This is a genomic window from Streptomyces sp. NPDC030814 (assembly GCF_055572155.1).
Window position 1 is genome coordinate 118,949 of sequence record NZ_JBVIDX010000013.1, and the last position, 18,576, is coordinate 137,524.

The 18,576-nt window shown below is 69.5% G+C and carries 19 protein-coding genes and 3 pseudogenes; 9 read left to right on the forward strand and 13 right to left on the reverse strand.

Going from position 1 to position 18,576, the window contains the following annotated elements:
- Nucleotides 1-3: 3 nt before the first annotated feature.
- The 7 genes from ACZ43N_RS26295 to ACZ43N_RS26325 all read right to left on the reverse strand — a co-directional run bounded on the left by ACZ43N_RS26295 (nucleotide 4) and on the right by ACZ43N_RS26325 (nucleotide 3,377).
- Nucleotides 4-183, reverse strand: a complete 180-nt coding sequence (locus ACZ43N_RS26295; protein ID WP_468100855.1) for a hypothetical protein — start codon at nucleotides 181-183, stop codon at nucleotides 4-6.
- Nucleotides 184-274: 91 nt separating this feature from the next.
- The gene (locus ACZ43N_RS26300) at nucleotides 275-451 is read right to left on the reverse strand and encodes a hypothetical protein (RefSeq protein WP_468100857.1); all 177 of its coding nucleotides are present in this window, start codon (nucleotides 449-451) and stop codon (nucleotides 275-277) included.
- A gap of 1 nt (nucleotide 452) precedes the next feature.
- Nucleotides 453-743: a hypothetical protein gene (locus tag ACZ43N_RS26305; RefSeq protein ID WP_468100860.1), complete on the reverse strand. Its 291-nt coding sequence runs from the start codon at nucleotides 741-743 to the stop codon at nucleotides 453-455.
- A gap of 14 nt (nucleotides 744-757) precedes the next feature.
- Entirely contained in the window at nucleotides 758-949 is a 192-nt protein-coding gene (locus ACZ43N_RS26310; protein ID WP_468100862.1) for a mobile element transfer protein, read from the reverse strand.
- A 19-nt stretch (nucleotides 950-968) separates the two neighbouring features.
- Nucleotides 969-1,616 (reverse strand): DUF2637 domain-containing protein, encoded by a 648-nt coding sequence (locus ACZ43N_RS26315; protein WP_468100863.1) that lies wholly within the window; start codon nucleotides 1,614-1,616, stop codon nucleotides 969-971.
- Between the two features lie 82 nt (nucleotides 1,617-1,698).
- A complete protein-coding gene (locus ACZ43N_RS26320; protein ID WP_468100865.1) occupies nucleotides 1,699-3,045 on the reverse strand; it encodes an FtsK/SpoIIIE domain-containing protein in 1,347 nt (448 codons plus the stop codon).
- 2 nt (nucleotides 3,046-3,047) lie between these two features.
- Nucleotides 3,048-3,377: an SCO3933 family regulatory protein gene (locus ACZ43N_RS26325; RefSeq protein WP_055517977.1), complete on the reverse strand. Its 330-nt coding sequence runs from the start codon at nucleotides 3,375-3,377 to the stop codon at nucleotides 3,048-3,050.
- 165 nt (nucleotides 3,378-3,542) lie between these two features.
- On the opposite strand from ACZ43N_RS26325, the gene ACZ43N_RS26330 reads away from it, so the two are divergent.
- The 4 genes from ACZ43N_RS26330 (at nucleotide 3,543) to ACZ43N_RS26345 (ending at nucleotide 7,341) form a co-directional block, all read left to right on the forward strand.
- On the forward strand, nucleotides 3,543-4,334 hold the full coding sequence (locus ACZ43N_RS26330; RefSeq protein WP_468100868.1) for a GntR family transcriptional regulator: 792 nt from the start codon (nucleotides 3,543-3,545) through the stop codon (nucleotides 4,332-4,334).
- On the forward strand, nucleotides 4,334-4,999 hold the full coding sequence (locus tag ACZ43N_RS26335) for a YdcF family protein (protein ID WP_468100870.1): 666 nt from the start codon (nucleotides 4,334-4,336) through the stop codon (nucleotides 4,997-4,999). Before ACZ43N_RS26330 ends, ACZ43N_RS26335 begins: the two co-directional genes overlap by 1 nt.
- A gap of 648 nt (nucleotides 5,000-5,647) precedes the next feature.
- Nucleotides 5,648-6,661, forward strand: a complete 1,014-nt coding sequence (locus tag ACZ43N_RS26340) for an HNH endonuclease (protein WP_468100872.1) — start codon at nucleotides 5,648-5,650, stop codon at nucleotides 6,659-6,661.
- Nucleotides 6,662-7,146: 485 nt separating this feature from the next.
- On the forward strand, nucleotides 7,147-7,341 hold the full coding sequence (locus ACZ43N_RS26345; protein ID WP_468100873.1) for a hypothetical protein: 195 nt from the start codon (nucleotides 7,147-7,149) through the stop codon (nucleotides 7,339-7,341).
- Nucleotides 7,342-7,435: 94 nt separating this feature from the next.
- Here ACZ43N_RS26345 and ACZ43N_RS26350 read toward each other — a convergent pair whose 3' ends face one another.
- A complete protein-coding gene (locus ACZ43N_RS26350) occupies nucleotides 7,436-7,645 on the reverse strand; it encodes a hypothetical protein (protein ID WP_468100875.1) in 210 nt (69 codons plus the stop codon).
- 573 nt (nucleotides 7,646-8,218) lie between these two features.
- Nucleotides 8,219-8,448: pseudogene (locus ACZ43N_RS26355) on the reverse strand (hypothetical protein); the annotation flags it as partial.
- A 422-nt stretch (nucleotides 8,449-8,870) separates the two neighbouring features.
- Between ACZ43N_RS26355 and ACZ43N_RS26360 the strand changes: the two are divergent.
- Entirely contained in the window at nucleotides 8,871-9,197 is a 327-nt protein-coding gene (locus ACZ43N_RS26360) for a GYD domain-containing protein (RefSeq protein WP_308185181.1), read from the forward strand.
- Between the two features lie 185 nt (nucleotides 9,198-9,382).
- Here the strand turns inward: ACZ43N_RS26360 and ACZ43N_RS26365 are convergent, their stop codons facing one another.
- Complete coding sequence (locus ACZ43N_RS26365; protein ID WP_468100877.1) at nucleotides 9,383-10,273, reverse strand: nuclear transport factor 2 family protein; 891 nt, start codon at nucleotides 10,271-10,273, stop codon at nucleotides 9,383-9,385.
- Nucleotides 10,274-10,373: 100 nt separating this feature from the next.
- Here ACZ43N_RS26365 and ACZ43N_RS26370 point away from each other — a divergent pair.
- A pseudogene (locus ACZ43N_RS26370) lies at nucleotides 10,374-10,615 on the forward strand (transposase); the annotation flags it as partial.
- A gap of 53 nt (nucleotides 10,616-10,668) precedes the next feature.
- On the opposite strand, the pseudogene ACZ43N_RS26375 reads toward ACZ43N_RS26370, so the two are convergent.
- Nucleotides 10,669-10,995 (reverse strand): annotated as a pseudogene (locus tag ACZ43N_RS26375) (hypothetical protein); the annotation flags it as partial.
- A gap of 754 nt (nucleotides 10,996-11,749) precedes the next feature.
- Here ACZ43N_RS26375 and ACZ43N_RS26380 point away from each other — a divergent pair.
- Nucleotides 11,750-12,085 (forward strand): NucA/NucB deoxyribonuclease domain-containing protein, encoded by a 336-nt coding sequence (locus ACZ43N_RS26380; RefSeq protein ID WP_468100879.1) that lies wholly within the window; start codon nucleotides 11,750-11,752, stop codon nucleotides 12,083-12,085.
- A gap of 4 nt (nucleotides 12,086-12,089) precedes the next feature.
- Nucleotides 12,090-13,373, forward strand: coding sequence for a helix-turn-helix domain-containing protein (locus tag ACZ43N_RS26385; RefSeq protein ID WP_468100881.1), 1,284 nt, complete (start codon nucleotides 12,090-12,092; stop codon nucleotides 13,371-13,373).
- 132 nt (nucleotides 13,374-13,505) lie between these two features.
- On the opposite strand, the gene ACZ43N_RS26390 is transcribed toward ACZ43N_RS26385, so the two are convergent.
- Together ACZ43N_RS26390 and ACZ43N_RS26395 are read right to left on the reverse strand one after the other, a co-directional pair.
- The gene (locus ACZ43N_RS26390) at nucleotides 13,506-14,447 is read right to left on the reverse strand and encodes a hypothetical protein (RefSeq protein ID WP_468100882.1); all 942 of its coding nucleotides are present in this window, start codon (nucleotides 14,445-14,447) and stop codon (nucleotides 13,506-13,508) included.
- A 545-nt stretch (nucleotides 14,448-14,992) separates the two neighbouring features.
- Complete coding sequence (locus ACZ43N_RS26395) at nucleotides 14,993-15,733, reverse strand: alpha/beta hydrolase (RefSeq protein WP_468100975.1); 741 nt, start codon at nucleotides 15,731-15,733, stop codon at nucleotides 14,993-14,995.
- Between the two features lie 432 nt (nucleotides 15,734-16,165).
- Here ACZ43N_RS26395 and ACZ43N_RS26400 point away from each other — a divergent pair, with 432 nt between their 5' ends.
- The gene (locus tag ACZ43N_RS26400; RefSeq protein WP_468100883.1) at nucleotides 16,166-18,325 is read left to right on the forward strand and encodes an ATP-binding SpoIIE family protein phosphatase; all 2,160 of its coding nucleotides are present in this window, start codon (nucleotides 16,166-16,168) and stop codon (nucleotides 18,323-18,325) included.
- The last annotated feature ends 251 nt before the right edge of the window (nucleotides 18,326-18,576 follow it).

An 18,576-nucleotide genomic window follows, 5' to 3' on the forward strand; every position in this document is an offset into this window, starting at 1 on the left:
TGGTCACCGCCCGGCGCGGGTGAGGGCGGCGCGGTGGGCGTGGCCGGTGCCCTTGCAGGCCGGGCAGGCGACGGTGAGGGTGGCGCGGGTTCCGTCGCGGTGGCGGGCGCCGGTGGTGATGGCGGCGGTGGCGAAGCCGTCGCAGACACGGCAGACGGGCGTGTTCGAGGCGTGCTGAGGCATGATGGGGCTTCCCTTTCGGGTCCTTGGATCTGGATGGGTGGAGCCGTCCGGGGCGGCGGATACTTGGCGGTAGAGGCCGCCCCGGAGGGCGTTACTTGATGCGGCCGGAGCGCTTGCGGCCGGCGTTCCAGATGCGCTTGTCGTCCTTCGTGGCCGTGCCGTTCTTGATCCGGCTGTAGATCTCGCGGTTGATCTGCGCGCCGCGACGCTTGCCCTCTTCGATGTGCCTGTCCTCGTCGGGGTGGGGACGCCTGCTGAAGATGCCCATGTCAGATTCCCTTCTTGGTTTTGGATGTGCGGTTGATCGTGTAGGTGATGCCGCAGGTGGCCGAGAGGACCGAGACCGCCGAGGCGGCGACGATCGGGACGACGTACGCGATCACCAGCAGCACGACGACCGAGCCGGCGGTGACGGCGAGGGTGAGCAGGATCGGGCCGGTGTAGTTGCGCGGGGCTTCCTGCACGATCACCACGCGGCGTACGTCGGTGCCGGGCGGGATCTGCCGGTACAGGTCGGCGGGGATGTGTCCGGCGCGGCGCTGTTCGTCCGGCAGTCGCATCAGGGCACCTCCTCTCAGGCGGTGCAGCGGTGGGTACGGGCGGCGAGTTCGGCCGCCGACCGGTCGCCGTGCTCGGTGGAGAAGCCGCACTTCGGAGCGGTGCACGCGGCGGTGTGCTTGGTCTGGCCGCGTCCGTTGTAGAAGGAGCCGACCTTGACGGGACCGATGCGGATCACGTCGTAGAAGGTGTTCGGACGGTGGGGCATGGGTGAGCCTCCTTTTCTGTCAGGCGAGTTGGGCGACGATGGCGCCGGCGAGGTCTTCGGGGATACCGAGGCGGGCGCGCAGCGTGGCGGTGTCGATGGCGCTGCCGGTTCGGGTGCGGTGGTCGTCGGCGACCTTGCGTGCGTGATCGACGAGGGCCGGGGGCAGCGCGGGAGCCGGGGCTTGGGGCAGCGCCGGAACGGGTTCGGCCGGGGCGAGCGGCTCGGGCTCCGGTACGGGAGCCGAAGCGGGTTCGGGGGCGATGTCCGGGGCCGGGGTGGTGTCTGGCGGGACCGGTGCCGGGCCGGCGGTCGGGCTGGGTGAGTGGACGAGGAGGGTGCCGCCGAGGAAGGCCAGCGCGGGCCAGCCGGCGACGAGGATGCGCAGCCAGGCCGGGACGTGTTCGAGGTCGAGGACACCGGCGGTGGCGACGTTCGCACCGAGCGAGGCGACCAGGGCGATCAGGAACCAGAACCAGGCCGTCACGGACCGGTCGGCGCGGAGCCGGTGCAGGACGCAGACCAGCAGCAGGTCGACGGATACGGGGTAGGCCCAGGCTTTCCATCCGGTCTGGCCGGCGGCTTGGGCGAGGTCGTGCAGGTGGGCGAAGGACAGGGCGCCGGCGATCACGGCCAGGACGAGCACGACGGCCCGGATCTTGAGCGGCACGAGTCTTCACCTCGCTTTCGGGGGATCGGGCCGGGCCGGGAGCGTGTGGTTGGCCACCCGGCCCCGGCGGGTTCAGGGGGTGCTACTCGGTGACCGGGCGGGGCTGCACGCGCGGCGGGACGGCCGGCATCGGCGGCACGACGATCTGACTGACCGGCCGGAACGGCGCGAGGAACGGCAGATCCGGGGTGAGGTGCGCGAACTCCTGGCAGACCGCCGCCGCATCGGCCGGGCTGATCTCGGGGGTGCGGATGCGGGACCAGCCACCGGAGGTGTCACCGGCCACCGCCGTACCGGGACGGTTCGCCGCGATCGAGGTAGCCGCAAGGACCGCTTCCGGGGAGATGTCCCCCAAGCCCATCTCCGCGCTGGCCTTGTCGTTGACGCGGTGCACCACACGGCCCGTGAGCTGGGCACGCAGGGCGGTGGCGCCCTTGCCGAGGTCGGAGCCGAAGCGCTGCCCGCACACCTCCAGGTAGATTCCGATCGCACGGGCCATCTGCCCCAGCCGCACCAGTTGCATGACCGTGCGGTCGCGAGCCGGTTCGTCCTTCTTCGAGATCACCATGAACAACTCGGCGATCTCGTCGATCAGCACGACCAGCGGCACCGGACGCAGATGCTCGGGCAGCTCCCACAGATCCGACACCCCATGCAGAGCGAGGAGATCGAAGCGCTCCTCCATCTCGGCCACCAGCGCGTCTATCAGGCGAGCGGCATCATCCGGGGTCGTGACCAGGGCCGACAGACGCGGCGCGTAGCGGGACTGCTCGACACCGCGCTTGCAGTCGATACCGATCAGCCCCACCGGCAACTGCGCGAGCCCCTTGATCAGGTTCCGCTGGTACACCGACTTCCCTGACAGCGTCGCCCCGAGAGTCAGCGCCATCGGGACTTCGTGGTAGTTCCGCTCGAAGACCGTGCCGTCCTCGCGCAGCGCAACCGGGACGACCAGGTCATGAGGCCGGGCCTTGCGCGGCAGACGGACCCGCGCCAGGACGTCATAGCCCGTCATCCGCAGCTCCACAAAGCCGGGCTTGGTCTCCACCACGGTCACCGAGCGCACACCCCAGGCGTGACGCAGGCGCTCGCAGGACGCGGCGATGTCGGCGGGCTCCAGGCCGGCCGGGAGACGGAGCGTCACCCGCAGACCGGTCGAGGTCGGGCTCACCCGGCGGACCTTCGGCGCCACCGGCCGCACCTCACCACGGGCGATGTTTCGGGCCACGAAGGCGCGGAAGCGAGACGGCTGCACCGTCAGCCCGCACACCTCCATGGTCGAGCTGTAGGTCCAGGTGAACCGGCCCCAGGTGACCGGCAGACCGACCAGCGACCAGTACGCACGCGGAGCACGCACCTTCGCGTAGCCGATCCCGCCGGCGCCGGCGGCCACGGTCCCCAGTTCCACCCAGGGCGACAGGTCGGTCATGGTCAGGCCGCCGCAGTGATCGCGACCGCGCGGAACGAGATCCCGTGCCGCTTCTGGCCGTTGAACTCGTTCTCCCAGTCACGCGCCTTGAGCCCGATGACCTTGACCGGCATGCCCGGCGCCAGGCCCTCCGGGTAACCCGTCTCCGGGATGGTCACCTGGTACAGGTTCCCCTCCCCGTCGTCCGAGACCAGCAGGCCCACGGTCGACAGCGCCGCACCGGTCTCCCGGTCCATGGCCCGCTCACCGGTCTTGGCGTTCGCGAGCTTCGGCACCGGGGCGGTCGCCACGAACACCACAGCGGTCGAAGTGTCGATCTTGAAGGACGGCATGAAGCACTCCCTGTGTCGATGCTTAGGAGGCAGCCCAAAGAAGGCCCTCCAAGCCCCGCTGTCCTAGGACTGCGAGCGGCTTGAGATGACTTTGGCACGCAGTCCCAGGACTGTCAACAGTCCTGGGACTGTGCTTGACTTGGTCTTGTAGAGAGGAGCGCAACGATGACGCCCAAGTGGCGCGAGCTGGCCGACAAGCTGGCTGCACAGATCAAGTCGGGTGAGTACGCGCCGGGCCAGCAGCTTCCGCAGATCAGGGAGCTTGTTGCGGCAGGTGAGGGCTCCAAGTCCACCGTTCATCAGGCCTACAAGGCGCTCGAAGCCGAGGGCCTGGTGACGTCGTCTCGTGGCCACGGCACCGTTGTGCGGCAACGCGTCCCGCTCAAGCGGCTCGGCATTGCCAGGTACGACAAGGCGAAGTGGCGGGATGGCGACGAGGTCGCCTTCATCGCGGACCGCGTTGCCTCCGGGCGAAGCTACCGGCGGAACGAGCAGACCCAGACTGTCAGTCGCGTGGAAGCGCCACCGGCGGTCGCGGCTGCGCATGGACTGCCTGAAGGCTCAGAGGTATATGCGCGTGCGCGGCTGGTGAAAGAAGGCGACCAGCCGACCCACACCCTCACCAGCTACTACCGGCCCGAGCATGTCGAGGGGACGAGGCTGGTGGACCCGACACCCGGCCCGGCCGGCCGCGGCGGCGGATTCCGTGTGCTGTACGACGCGGGGTACGAGATCGACCACATGAAGGAGGAGCTTTTCGCCCGGGCGCCCACGCCTGACGAAGCGAAGCTCTTGCAGTTGCCGCCGGGTGAGCCTGTGGTTGAACTGCATCGGACGACGTACACGGCCTCTGGCACAGTGGTCGAGTTCGCCATCGGTGTGCATGCGGCGTCGCGCTTCGCTTGGGAGTACGACTTCAAGGTTCCGGACTCCGCGAGGGACCAGAAGGGGCAGTGATGATCTCGACACAGGCATGGGACGACACGCGACGCCTGTGGAGCTACCACCAGATGGGCCACACCCTGCGGCCGTGCTCAGTGGCCATCGGCCTGGGCAGTCACGACCTGGGTGTGGCCGATACGGCGGTAGAGCTGTACAAGCGTGGCCTGGTCCCCCTGCTTGTGTTCACGGGAGCCACCAGCCCGACTACGCGTGCACACATGCCGAGGGGTGAGGCGGTCCACTACCGCGAGCGGGCCCTTGAACTCGGCGTACCCAGCTCGGCGGTACTCGTCGAGCCGCACGCCCGCAATACCGCCGAGAACATCCGCTTCTCCAAGGCCGTCCTCGAAGACGCCCACGTGGATGTGTCCTCCGTACTCCTGATCAGCAAGCCGTATGAAGAGAGGCGCGCATACGCCACGGCCTGCAAGGAGTGGCCTGAGGTGGAGTTCGTCAGTGCCTCCACTCCGATGACGCTTGAGGAATACGTTGATTCCATCGGGGATGCCCGCCTGGTCATCGACATGCTTGTGGGTGCGCTTCAGCGGTTGCTGATCTATCCCGAGCGAGGGTTCATGATCAGTCAGCCGGTACCGGATGACGTGCTCGAGGCGTACGAGCGCCTATGCGCCGAAGGGTTCACGAGCCGACTCGTCCCCACGGACCAGCCTGCTGTCTAGCTGCTTGGCACCAGCAGACGTTCCGGTGACGGGAGAGCCCAACGCGGTCCGCATCACGGATGCCTTGCCCATGCACGAGGCGCCGCACATCCAGAGACGCCATGGCCGCCAACTGACCCAGCCGAAGACCACCCCACCTGCGACCGACGGTCCCGACCTGTTACAGGTTTCTCTACCTCATCAAGCCCCGGCTGCGCTCCGCTCCGCCGGGCGCGCTTCCCGGCTCTGGCCGCGCCCGCGCTCCTGCCTTCGGCCCGCTCGGCGCCGCCGACGCCGACGCGCGCCCACAGGTGGATAGGGCCGAGGGCCATGGGTTGATCACCGTGCAGAACAGCCACGCTACGAGCAAGCCTCCGGCGGGGGCGCTCAGGCTCCGAGATGGCGGGGGGACCGGTGCGCGGGTGCCGGCCGTGAGTGGCTGGTGCGGGGGCTCCCATCCCGTCTGCCGTCGACCCAGGCAGAGCCGAGCAGCCGCGGCCCAGGGCGTCAAGGTCGTTCGTACAGTGGCGCGCTCCACCTTGACGCCCTGAACCACGCCCGCTCCACGGTGTGTGGGTCGACGGCAGACGGGATGGGAGCTGGGGAGAGGGGTGGTTGAGGAGAACGGACGTCTAACGGACTGTCAGTGGTGACGCCTACCCTTCCGACATGCGCAAAGGTGCGATCAGCCGAGACGGTGTCCTCAAGGCCATAGCCGAGTACGACGATTGGGGCCGTGAGCGGTTCCTGGACGAGTACGGCTACAAGCCGGCGACGGGATACCTCCTGATACACGAGGACCGGACGTACGACTCGAAGGCCATTGCCGGAGTGGCCCACAAGTTCGATCAAGGCCGAGCGCTGGAGTCGGATGAGTTGAGCGGCGGAAGGTCGCACGCCGCCAGGTGGCTCGCCCGACTCGGCTTCGTGATCCGTTCGTCGCGAGATCCCGACTGGACGCGCGACGAGATCATCCTTGCCTGCGACCTGGCCATGGCCAACGGCTGGAAGCGACTGGAGTACAACGACCCACGCGTGATCGAGCTGTCTGTGCTGCTGAGGACCATGCCGATCCACCCGGAAGAAGTACGTACCGAGCGTTTCAGGAACCCCAACGGCGTGGCTCGCAAGACAGTCGACATCACGTCCCGCCACCCGGACTACCGCGGGAAGCCCACGAACGGCAACGCGCTCGACATCGAAGTCCTAAACGACTTCCTTGCCCGGCCGACCGACATGGCGAAGGTAGCCCAGCACATCAGGGACGGCCTCACCACAGGTGAATTCCAGACCCTCCCGCCGGAGACCGAGGAGGAAGACGACTACAGCGCACCCGAGGGCAGGTTGCTGATACGCCGCCACAAGAGCCGCGAGCGGGACAAGGGATTGCGCAAAAGGAAGATCGATGCCGTGCTGCGTCAGGGCCGCGGCCTCTCCTGTGAGGCATGCGGCTTCGACTTCGAGACGACGTACGGCCCACGGGGCGCCGGATACATCGAGTGCCATCACGTCGTGCCTTTGCACGAAGCCGGCGAGGGCCGGACCAGGCTCAGCGATCTCGCGCTGATCTGTGCCAACTGCCACCGGATGATCCACCGCGCCGCGCCGTGGCCCACCCCCAGTGAACTCCGGCGCCTCATCCAGGAGGCAACGACCCGGACCGCGACGCGATCCCCCTCGTAGGTTTCACGCAAGGTTTCACGATCTTGAACAGGCGGCGGATGCGGCAACCAACGACCTTCAATGCCATTTATGGCGTAGGAGGTCTACGTCACTTTGGAAAGCATTCGCAAAGAATGAAAGCGTCATGTCCGACATGCGCCGCTTCTTCGGGGGCTAGTGCTCCCCCACGTGTCAGTCAGTGGCTGTATAAGCAGGACTCGTAAGAAGAACGCGCAGTTCAGAGCCCTCGAAGATGCATCAGGGTGGGGCTGAGTGTCCTTCGGCGCGGACATGGACGTCGGCGTAAAGCGCAACATTGCGGGTTTTCACGCTCGCAGCGTCCAGCTTCGCTGCCGGCCATCATGGTTCCTGTCATGAAGAAAGCCCACCACGGCCGCGCTGGCTACCAAACGAGAGCGGCAGAGGTGGGCATGGAACCTTGGAGGTCCGACTTGAGTCTCCCTCGGGTGACCCAGCATCTGTCAACTCGCCCACAGTCAGTCATCGTGATCACGGTGATCGTCTGCATCCTGTGGGGCGTCGTCCCCCAGGTGCAAGAGTTGGCCACATCCTTGATCGTTCTCAATGCCCTGTGGCTCGCCCAGGCGAGCATGCAACTCTCTGGTCGAGGCACCGTGTGGGCCGGGGCCGTACAGCAGCGGAGTACAGCAACCGCCGCGACCGGCGGCGACTGTGAATAGCCCTCACAGAGTTCCTGGTCAGCCCAGAAGACCTCAGCGACCTCCCCGCCCGTAGTTCGCATCGAGTGGCCGCGTCGACCACTAGGAGACGCGGTCATGCGAACGGCGACAAGCCCTTGCTCTCCAGGTGAGCGAGCAACGAGTCAAGGCACGCGTCGGCCGTACCCAGGTCCGCGCGGAAGAACGAGTCGTCACCAAGCGGCCCCCCACTGACGATGACCATCCACGCCTTCCTATGCTCGGTCAGGCGGTCACCGTCGGCCTTGAACACGGTCGTGACTCCCCGCTCCGCCAGCCACTCCATCAGCTCCAACATATCCACTGGCACCCCTCCAGGGAGCATCAACGACGGTGGACAACAGCAGCCCCGAGCAGCCGACGACAGCCTCCCATCCCGCGATTCCGAGTGCTGTGAGGCCCTGGTGATCGAACTCCCAAAGCGGGTGTCGCAGGTTCGAATCCTGCCGGGCGCACAGCAAAAGGGCCGGCTCAGGAGGGTTTCCTCCCAGGCCGGCCCTTCGTCGTGTTCGAGGCCGTGCCACACGCGTGCCACTACGTGGAGGAGCCGCGGCCCGGATCGGGCATGGCCTTCGGCACGAAGAGGCTCAGCCGGAAGGTGGTCGTTTGCGCCAGGCGCCCACAGAGCCTGTCCACCCGCATCGCCGTCCAGTCGATCTGCGTGTCCGACGCTCGGAGACGGCGCAGGTGAGCGTGCCATTCCGACTCATCCTGGGTTTCGAAAAGGACCTCCCAGCAGCCCGCGTCGGACGCGTAACGAGCAGCAGCCCGCTGCGCCTCTTCCTGCTGCCGACGTCTTCTTTTGCGCTGCCCTGGCATCGACCCAGCATCACCAGCTTCCGCCATCACAGCAAGGCCATTACCTACACCCGAGACCGGCTGATGCCACGCGGACGCCACATCTCCTAACCGGAGGGCCCTCCCCCGCCCCCCGGAGCACGGCCCCGAGCCGGTCCGCGATGGTCCGGTCCCGGTCGCTGGTCATGTGCTGGTAGTCAGCGCGGCCCGGGAGCTGCTGTGTCCCATCCGCGTCGTCAGCTCCCGCGTACTGGCCCCGGCAGTCGAGGCCAGCGTGTTGCCCGTATGCCTCTCCTCCTCGACGAGCGGAATGCCTCAGGGACAGGATCGGTGCGTCAGTACTGCTGGTCGTGACAGTAGGACTTCGATCAGCGGTGGCCTCCTCTACGGGTTGTGGCGCCTGGCTGATCGTCCATCACCGCACGCAAGGGTGCTCGGCCGCACTGATGGGGGTACGACCTCGTGAACCACCAGAGCCGATCGGCCCGTGCCAGATCGTGAGGGGAATCAAGGGGAAACACCGGTGAGCCGACCAACGGTCCAGAGGGTGCCCGGGCCAGGAGGGCTTCGATGCTGTAGCCCTGGGGCGGTTGGGTCGCTCCCGCAGTGGCCATGCCGGTCATCATCCCGGCCGTTCGGGGGATACGCGGGCGGCATCAGAGACGTATCCCACCCTGCGGGGGCATCCCTTGCTGGGACGAAAGGGAGACATGATGCCGCTTTATCTATCGAGGTTCAGCTACACGCCGGAGACCTGGGCGAGACTCATCGGCCACCCCGAGGACCGCGCAAAGGCCGCTCAGTCGTACATCGAGTCCGTTGGCGGCAAGCTCCACGGCTTCTGGTATGCGTTCGGCACCCGCGACGGCTACAACCTGTGGGAGGCCCCCGACAACGTCTCCATGGCCGCAGTCGCCCTGGCGATCAGCGGAGGCGGCGCGCTCAGCTCGTTCGAGACGACCGTTCTCCTGACCGTCGACGAAACCATGGATGCCCTGCGCAAAGCCGGGCAAATCCAGTACCGGGCTCCCGGCGCGTAGCGGTCCAGACGGCTGGCGGCTGCTGGGTTCAGGCATGGAGACGACAAGCGTACATTTGCCGCTCGCTGGAGTACGTGAACGCTGTCATCGTGTACCGCGAGGTCCGGCCGGTCGTCGAGCCGACGGCACAACCGATGGTGCTGCCGGACCCCGACGGGGTCCGGCGGTCGGTTCCTCCGGCCGGGCTACTGCCCGTCGGCGGCGACGTCCCAGTGCTCGATGATCTTTCCGTCGACGACTCGGAAGAGGTCCGCGACCACGTAGTCGGAGCTGAAGACCCACACCAGGTCCCCGTCGGCGAGGGTGTTGCCGAACCGGGTCCCGCCGCCCCCGGTGTTGGTGGGCGAGGGGGCGCCCTGCGCGTTCTGCTGGAAGAACTGCTTCAGCGGAGCCGTTCCGTTCCGGACGATCGGGTTGTGCTGGTAGTACCGGGGGTCCCAGCTCTTGTCGATCACGGTCGCGTCACCGTCGGAGAGCTTGCGGTACGCGTCGACGGCGAACTTCCGGTTCTTCTCCTCCTGTTCCTCGGACAGGGTCGGTTCCCCGTTCGGATACCGGTACACGTCGCTGAACAAGGAGTTCCCGCTGGCCGTCTTCGCCGGCACGGTCTGCGTGATGCCCCAGTGCTCGACCAGCTTGCCGTTGGCGACCCGGTACAGGTCGGCCTTGGCCTGGCCGGTCGCCTCGTTCTTCGGGGTGGCCGACGCGTGCCAGTGCACGGCCACCAGGTCACCGTCGGCGGCCACGTGCTTGACGGTCGCCACCGCACCGGGAATCTTCGCCTTGACGTCCTTGAACTGCTTGATCTGCCCGTCGGCTCCGCCGGGCACCGACTTGTCGTGCTGCACGTAGTCGGTGCCGACGAGCTCCTTCACGACGTCGGTCTTGTTCTTGTTGAACGCCTCCGAGTACAGGCGCAGAACGAGCTCCTTGTTCTTCTCCTCGGAGGCTGACGAGGAGCGGGCAGCGGCGGACGCCGTCGACGGGGCGGCCGGGTCCGTGTCGGACGTGCTGCTGCAGGCGGTCGCGAAACAGGCCACGGCAGCAAGCCAGGGCAGGGTCTTCCGGTATCTCACTCAGGTCTCCTGTGTGCGTTTCCATGTGTTCGAGCTGATGCGCGTGACTGTGGATCGATGCGCGGAGGTGTACGGCGTTGGGAGTGCCGTCCTGCGTGGGGATCCGGTGCCGGTGCGCCGGCGGGTCGCCGAGCGGCCGGTGCCGCGGCTCGGCCCGGACGCCCGGGCGGTCGATGACGTGTCGTTCCCCAAGAACGGCAGGATGTCGGTCGACGTCGCCGCCAATCGGGGTCCGGCGGTCGGTCATGTCGTGTACGGCTGTCCGGAGCCCGCGGTGTGTTGGGCAAGCAGGCCAACTGCCGGGTCCCGGTCGGTGTGCACGGGGTCTCCGGCGCGGTATCCGGGCGGGTGTCCGAGGTGGCCGGAGTACCGGATACCCGCCCCTACCGCGCCACGTACGTACGACCCACGGAGCCGCCCTTGACCGCGTCGGGCTCCCGGGCGACCTGCTCGGTCTGTCCCGGCGCCGTGGCGATCATCATCGTGACGTTCTTCTCGCGATCAGCCTTGGCCTGCGCGAGGAGTTCTGCGTCGTCCGAACCGAGCTTGCTGTGGGCGGACTTGACGCCGGGGTCGGCCGCGGTGACGGTGGGGCCGTCCGCGGCAAAGGCCGCGGATGTGGGGCCGGACGCGGCGAGCGCAGCGACGAGACCGGCGGCGGTGGCGATACGGGCGGTGTGCCTCGCGCACGGTATCGGGGCAGGGTGGGGGGTGGGGGGCATGCGTGATCCCTGTGCGGAAGGAGCGTGGGCATGGGCGGCCGGGTCGAACACCTTCGACCGCCGCGGTCCGGGCCATCCACCCGGATGATCGCCAGCTTTGCACAGGAGGCCTGCTGTTGTTGAGAGTTCACACGTCGGCGACAGCGACCTGACAGGAACGTCCACAAGTCATCGGGGAGGCCCCGGACGGCTTCGCCGCCCAGGAGCAACATCTCCGTGGAAATGGGCAGTTCGGTCCATCGCTCCGTACGAGTCGAAGGCCTGACGAGACGCCGCCGTCCTCGGCTTCGCCCACCGGCCGCAGACCGAGGCCCGTGACGAATTGCTCGGCGTGTGGGACACCCGGCGCCAATGGACCCTCTCCTACACGTCCCCGGACAACCACTTCTTGGCACCTTCGGCGGGTATGGGATTGACCCACATGTTCTCGATGCCGGCTGCGTAGTCGACGCGCCGGCTGCCGTCGGGGGCTCGGCCGGCACTTCCGCCACAGCATCAACGCATCCGACAGCGATGCGGACCCCAAGGTGACCGCGAGGGCGCCTTGTTCGACCAGGGCAACCAGCAGCGCGTTCCTTCGACCGCCCAAGGGCACCGTCTTCACCAAAGCCCGTGTGGAACTCGTGATGAGCCAGAAGGACCCGGCGGTGAACGAAAGCGCCCTGCACATCTACGACGCTGTGAACCGCCCGAGCGCACCTTCCCCTCCGGGGTCGGCAAGAGCGTTCCGGGAGCGAGGGAGCCCCTGCACCTGTTGGTCGGCAAGGAGAAGCAGAGGAAGAACCGCAACCGCTCGATCGCGGAATGCGGGAAGGTAGGGGGCGACTGTCCGGGAACCTTCCTTCAGTGCGACGAGTACCCCTTCGCCTCCACGAAGGAAGGTTCCGCCAAGGGCGACAACCGGTTCTCCGTCCGGCTGATCGACGGCGACAGCAATGCCCCCGCCGGCTGGTCGTCGACGGGACCGGCCTTCGCAAGCCTGGAACCGTCCCGGGCTTACCGGCGTGCTGACTTGGGGAGCGTCGGGGATGCCGTGCCCCATCGGACAGGCCTGCACGGGCCGGCAGACGGATACGGGTACGGGTACTGACCACATGGGTGCAATCCACGATGACGTGGCGGAGTTCGCGCTACTGCTGAGACGGCTGAAGGAGCGCACCGACCGCAGCTACGCGGCACTGGCCCGCCGACTGGACGTGCACGCCTCCACCCTGCACCGATACTGCTCCGGAGAAGCGGTCCCGCAGGACTTCGCTGGAATCGAGCGGTTCGCCGCGCTCTGCGGCGCCTCCCCCGAGGAACGCACGGAGCTGCACCGCCGGTGGATCATGGCCGACGCCGCCCGGCAACGGCCACGCCCATCCGGTACCCGGCAGGCGCCGGCGCCCCGGACCGCCGCCGGCGCAGTGACGTCGACCGTCCCCGCAAGCGATGCCGCACCGGCCGTCTCGGCGAGCGGTCGAGGGCCGGCCGTGGAGGCGTCCGGCCCAGTCTCATCGGCCGGCCAGCGGCCCGAGTCAGCGTCACCGCGCTCGCCGCGGCTGCAGGGCGGGCGCCCCCGACGAGGACCGGTGTGGTCGATGGCAGTGGCCGCCTCGCTCGTCGCCGCGCTCCTCGGCCTCACCGCATCCGCCGCCGGACCCCCCTCCGCATCGGCCACCCACAACGGCGGCCCCAAGGCGAAGCGGGCAAGCGCCGGCACGGCCCCACCGGTGGCCCCTCTCGCCTGGACCGCCAACTCCCACACACTCGGTCTCAACGGCTGCGGCGAGGACTACGTCGTCGCCAAGCCGCCACGGCAGGTCCCGCCGCCGCCGCACCCGGAGGACGTCCCGGCGTGGGTCGCCTCCCAGCGGGCGGTGCACGGGGGCACCGCCGATGTGCGGATCACCGTCCAGGGGCGTGGCTCGGCCGCCGTCGTGCTGGACGCCCTGTACGTGCGCGTGGTCAACCGCGCCACCCCCCGCGCCGGCCGGGGCGTCGTCTACTCCTTGAGCCCAGGCTGCGGCGCCGGCGTCATCCCCCGCTTCTTCTCCGTGAACCTCGACGCGCCCCAGCCCCTGGCCCGTTCGGTGCCTGGCGACAACGCGGCGGGCACACCGATCCCGGCGATCGACTTCCCCTACCAGGTGTCCCTGCGGGAGCCGGAAGTCCTGGTGGTCTCGGCGCTCAACGAGTCCTGCACCTGCGACTGGTACCTCGATCTCGTCTGGTCCTCACAAGGCCGCACCGGCAAGGTCCGCATCGACGATCACGGCCGCCCCTTCCGCAGCACCAGTACCAAAGGGCTCCCGGGCTACCGGTACGACCGCGTCTATCACCGCCCCGGCCGCTGGGTTCCGATCCCCGCCGCGAACATGGCGGCCACCGGCGGCTGACGAGGCGACAGGCCCCGCAGCCCGCCCGGATCCCGCGCCGGCGCGAGCGGGGCCCTGCCCGGCCCCCCCCGTCGACGGGATCCGGGCGGGGCCGGGGAGGGGCCGCGCACCTCGCGCGGAGCGGCTGCGTCGTCAGCGGACGCTCGTGGTGCGGATGTCGGTGACGTCGCCGAACACCGGCTCCAGTTCCACGACGAGGTTGGTCCTCAACGTCGGCGACTCCCCGCCGCCGAATGCGTGCGTGACGGCGATCTGACGGCTGTTCCGACCCTCGCTCACCGTCCAGTCCACCGGGACGTTCCGGGCCCGCAGCACACCGTCCACCTTGTTCTTCTTCTCCCAGGCCGCCAGCCGCCCGGCGAAGGCCGGCGTCAGGTAGTGCGCGCGCAGCGCCTTGACCAGCACGGTGTCCGGGCCCCCGGTGTCGTCCTTCGCGTCGACGTACGCGCCGTAGAAGTCGGCGACCCGGGTCACCGAGTCACCGGTCCTGCCACTGACCGACCGCACCGCGCGGGACTCCGTCGCGGATGTCTTCGCGGGGGCCTTCGCGGGGGCTGCGACGCTCGTGGTGCGGATGTCGGTGACGTCGCCGGACACCGGCTCCATTTCCACGACGAGGTTGGTCCTCACCGTCGGCGACTCCCCGCCGCCGAAGGTCAGGGCGACGACGACCTCGAGGCCGGTACCGCCCTCGCTCACCGTCCACTCCACCGGGACGTCCCGGGCCCGCAGGAGACCGTCCACCTTGTTCTTCTTCTCCCAGGCCGCCAGCCGCCCGGCGAAGGCCGACGTCAGGTAGTGCGCGCGCAGCGCCTTGACCAGCACGGTGTCCGGGCCCCCGGTGTCGTCCTTCGCGTCGACGTACGCGCCGTAGAAGTCGGCGACCCGGGTCACCAGGTCACCGTTGAAGCCAGTGACCGACCGTGGCGCGGCGGACGCCTTCACGGATGCCTCGGCGGGGACGGCCGCCTGTGCCGTCTGCGTCGACGCTCCGAGCCCAAGGGCCAGGACGAGACCGGCGGCGAAGGCCGCGCGGCGTCCCGGACGGCGGCGTGCGTGGGTGTTCCTGCTCATGTCGTGTCTTCCTTCTTCTCGTGGTCCGTACGGGGTCGCTCCCGGCCCGCGCCGGCTCTCCCGCCGAACGCGACCCGCCGTCGTCTCGCCACCCGTTCGCGTCCTTCGCGTCCGATCCGAGGACATGACGGCCTGACCGCCCGAGCGGGCAGGAGCAGGCCGGATGTCCCCGCCGCGGGGGTCGCGGGGCGGCGAGCGCCGCAGGACGCCGAGTACCGTGCGTAGTGCGCCGTGCGTAGTGCGCCCGGCGCACGGACACACGGATGCCCGGTACGCGGGCACAGGGCGGGAGTCGTCACCAGGCTGCTGCCGGGGCCCTCAGATCGGCCCCCGGCCGGTGCGACACCCACAGCTTCGAAGGCGCCGCGGGCCCACCGCAACCTCCACCGCCCAACCCGCGACGACGCACCCGTCTCACCCACCCCTGCGCGGACAAGCACTGCCTGAGACGCCGTCCTGAGATGCGCAGACGGCCCGGTGCCGTCTCGGCCGCCCTCCTGGACACGAACAGCTCATGGCCTGGCGGCCCAGTTCTTCACCCGGCCTCACTTCAGGTGCCGGGCGAAGAACTGGGCCGCCGCGTCCCCCGCGAACTGCGGGACGCCGGTGTGCCCGCCCATATTGGCGTGCAGGGACTTCTCCTTGGAGCCGAAGGCGTCGAACAGGTCCAGGGCCGCCTGCCGGTCGTTGCCCTCGTCGTCCCACTGCAGCAGGACGTGCAGCGGAATGGTGACCCGGCGCGCCTCCTCGAACATGGCGCGCGGCACGAGACTCCCGGCGAACAGGCCGGCGGCCACGATGCGTGGCTCGACCACCGCGAGGCGAACGCCGATGGAGATCACTCCCCCCGAGTATCCGACCGGGCCGCCGATCTCGGGCAGCGACAGGAGGGCGTCAAGGGCGGTCTGCCATTCCGGGACCGCCCTGTCGACGAGCGGGAGGACGAGGGCGTCGATGATCTCGTCGCTGACCGGCTCGCCGGCTTCCATGGTCCGGCGCAGGTCGGCGCGGGCCTGCTCGGCGGCGGCCCAACGGGGCCGGTCACCGCTCCCCGGGAGTTCGATGGTGGCCGAGGCGAAGCCGTCCGCCGCGGCGCCCCGGGCCCGCGCCACCAGTCGCGGGTACATCTTGCGCAGTCCGAGCGGCGGGTGGCCGAGCAGAATCAGTGGTGCCGGCGCCGGCGCGGACGCAGGCGTCCACAGGATGCCGGGAATCTCACCGAGGGTGAATTCACGTTCGAGGACGCCGTCGTCGAGGCGCTGTTCGGAAGTGAAGGAAAGGGCCATGGTCGTGCCTTTCAGGAGTGCCGTCAACGGCGCTCCCGGACGCCCTATCGCCCGACCGTGACCCCGGAGGAGAGCACCCACGTCGATACGTTCACGGGTACCACCTCCTCGTTCTCTCGCACGGCCTCCGCAAAGCTAGCAGGGCGGCTCCGGCCCGCCAAACGGTTTTCCTGCGCGAGGGCTCCGCGACCCCCGGGGCCGGTCCTCCCGGTCCGGACCGTGTCCCGGCGCGCGGCGCTGCCGTCACCGACGAGGCGCTCCCGTCATTGCGGGCGTTCACGTTCACGGAGGGGTCTGCTGATGTAGGCGAAGCAGCCTTGGGTGTTATTGAATGAATGTGCGGTCGTGGTCAGGAAATGACGAGACCCCGTCGCACGGGTCTCCGTCCGCCCGGCGTGGTGCCGGGGTGGGCGAGCGCGCTGAGAGAGCCGCATGAACTCCACATCCTCCCCCTCGTCTTCGTCGCCGTTCGACATGGTCAGCAGCGCCCTGGGGCGGTACATCCCGCGGGGCGCGGCGACGGCACCCGGTCCTGCCGACTCGCAGGACGACCGCGCCGCCCGCCCCGGCGGACACGACGAGCCGGTACCCGGCCCTCAGGAGCAGATTCTCGGCGCCGTCAACCTGGACCGGGAGCTGAGGATCACCCGCTGCAATCTGGACGCCCCCGTCTTCGCGGGCGTTGACGCCGTGCTTGGGAGCCCCTTCGTCGATCTCCTGCCTCCGGGGGACGTACCGACGGTCGTCCGGCGCTTGCGGCAGGTCATCGAGACCGGTGAGCCGCACGTCGCCCGGGTGCAGCGCCTGCGGCGCGGCGACGGGTCGGAGCTGGTGGTCTCGATGAGCATCCTGGCCGCCGCGGCGCCTCAGGAGGGCCTGACCGTCACCCTGATCGCCATGGCCCGGAGGCTGCACCTGTACGCCGCCGAGACCGCGATCGGCACCTCGTTGGACATCGGCGAGACCGCGCAGTCACTGGCGGAGTCGCTGCTGGCCTGGGGGGACGTGGCCGCCATCGACCTCGACTTCGCGGTGTGGTCGGGCGAGACGGTCACCGAGCAGCCCCAGGGACGCATACGGCTGCGGCGGGCGGCCCTGGTACCGGACCGGGCGTGGCCCGACGGCTACCTGACACCGGGTGACGATCTGCCCGGCGATGCGAGCCGCCTGCTGTCGCAGGCGATACGGCGTGACGACCCCGCGCAGGCCATCGTGATGCCCGACCGGCAGGCTGTCGAGCGGGCGTTCGACAGTCCGAGGCTGGTCCGTGCCCTGGTGCCCGGGGACCGGACGGTGGGTGTCGCGTTCATACCGCTGGTCCTGGACGGCACGCCGCCCGTCGTCCTGGGCGTGGCGGAGGTCTGGCGGCGGGCGGACCGGCCCTTCGCCGACAGCGAGCTGCTCGATCTGCAGGAACTGGTGGCCAGGACCTCTCATCACGTCGACCTGGCCCGTCAGCACCAGCGCGAGCACACGCAGGTACTGGCGTTGCAGCGTCGGCTGCTGCCCCGGGACAGCGGCGGAACCATCGAGACCGCCAGCGTCTACCGGCCCGCCACCCCCGACAGCGCGGGCGTCGGCGGTGACTGGGTGAACAGCTTTCCGCTGCCGGACGGCCGTACCGCACTGGTGGTCGGTGATGTCGTCGGGCACGGCCTGGGGGCCGCCGCGACCATGGGACAGCTGAGCATGGAGGCCCGCGCGCTGCTGTCCGCGGGGCTCGGGCCCGACGAGGTGCTGGAGCACCTGGACGAGACCGTGACGCTGCTGGACGACACGGAGTCCGGGCTGGCGGCCGGTTACAGCGCTCTCGGGTCCACCTGCTGCATCGCCGTGTACGACCCGGTCAGCCACCACGTGGCGCTGTCCAGTGCGGGGCACCTCCCCCCGGTCCTGGTGCCCCGGGACGGACCCGCCGGCCCCGTCACGGTCCGCCCCCACCCCGGGCTGGGCGCCGAGTTCGCACTGCGGGAGCCGTTCGACGTGCACGTGCTCGACGTGCCACCGGGCTCCCTGCTCGCCCTCTACACCGACGGTCTGGTGGAGGATCCGGCCCTGTCGATCGACGAGGGCATCGGCCGGCTCGCGGACGCCGTGTCCACGGTGCATCCCTGGGACGCCCTGCAGCAGGCCGCGCGGCGCGTGGTCTCCGCGCTGGCGCCCGGGCGACGGCGCGACGACGTGACCCTGCTGCTCGCGCGCATGATCGGTTATCGCAAGGGGGACACCGCGACCTGGCGTCTGCCCGCCCGCGACGACGCGGCCGTCCGGGCCCGCGCGCTGGTCTCCGAAAGGCTGCGGCGGTGGCACACCACGGAGGACACCCGGGACAGCGCGCTGCTGGTGGTCAGCGAACTGGTCGCCAACGCGGTCCGCTTCGCGAGCGGGCCCATCACGGTACGGCTGATCAGGACCGGGCAGGGGCTGCTGTGCGAGGTGGGCGACACCGGCAACGGCAGGCCGCGGCTGGACCGCGACGATCTCCTCGGCGACGGCGGTCGTGGGCTGCAGGTCGTGCACAGGCTCACCACCCGGTGGGGCGTGCGGTGGACGGACACCGGCAAGGTGGTCTGGGCGGCGGTCGCGTGGTGACCCGGCGGCGGCGGGCTGGGACGGGTGGGCGGCGGTCGCGTGGTGACGCGGCGGCGGGCGGGTCGGTGGGCGGCCGGGCGGCCCCCGCTCGTGGAACTGCGCCTTGGTCCAGGCCCCTGGCGGCCGCCCGTCGGGCATGGTCTGCTCCGGGTACTCCGGGTACTCCGGGTACTCCGGGTACTCCGGGTACTCCGGGTACTCCGGGTACTCCGGGTACTCCGGGTACTCCGGGTACTCCGGGTACTCCGGGT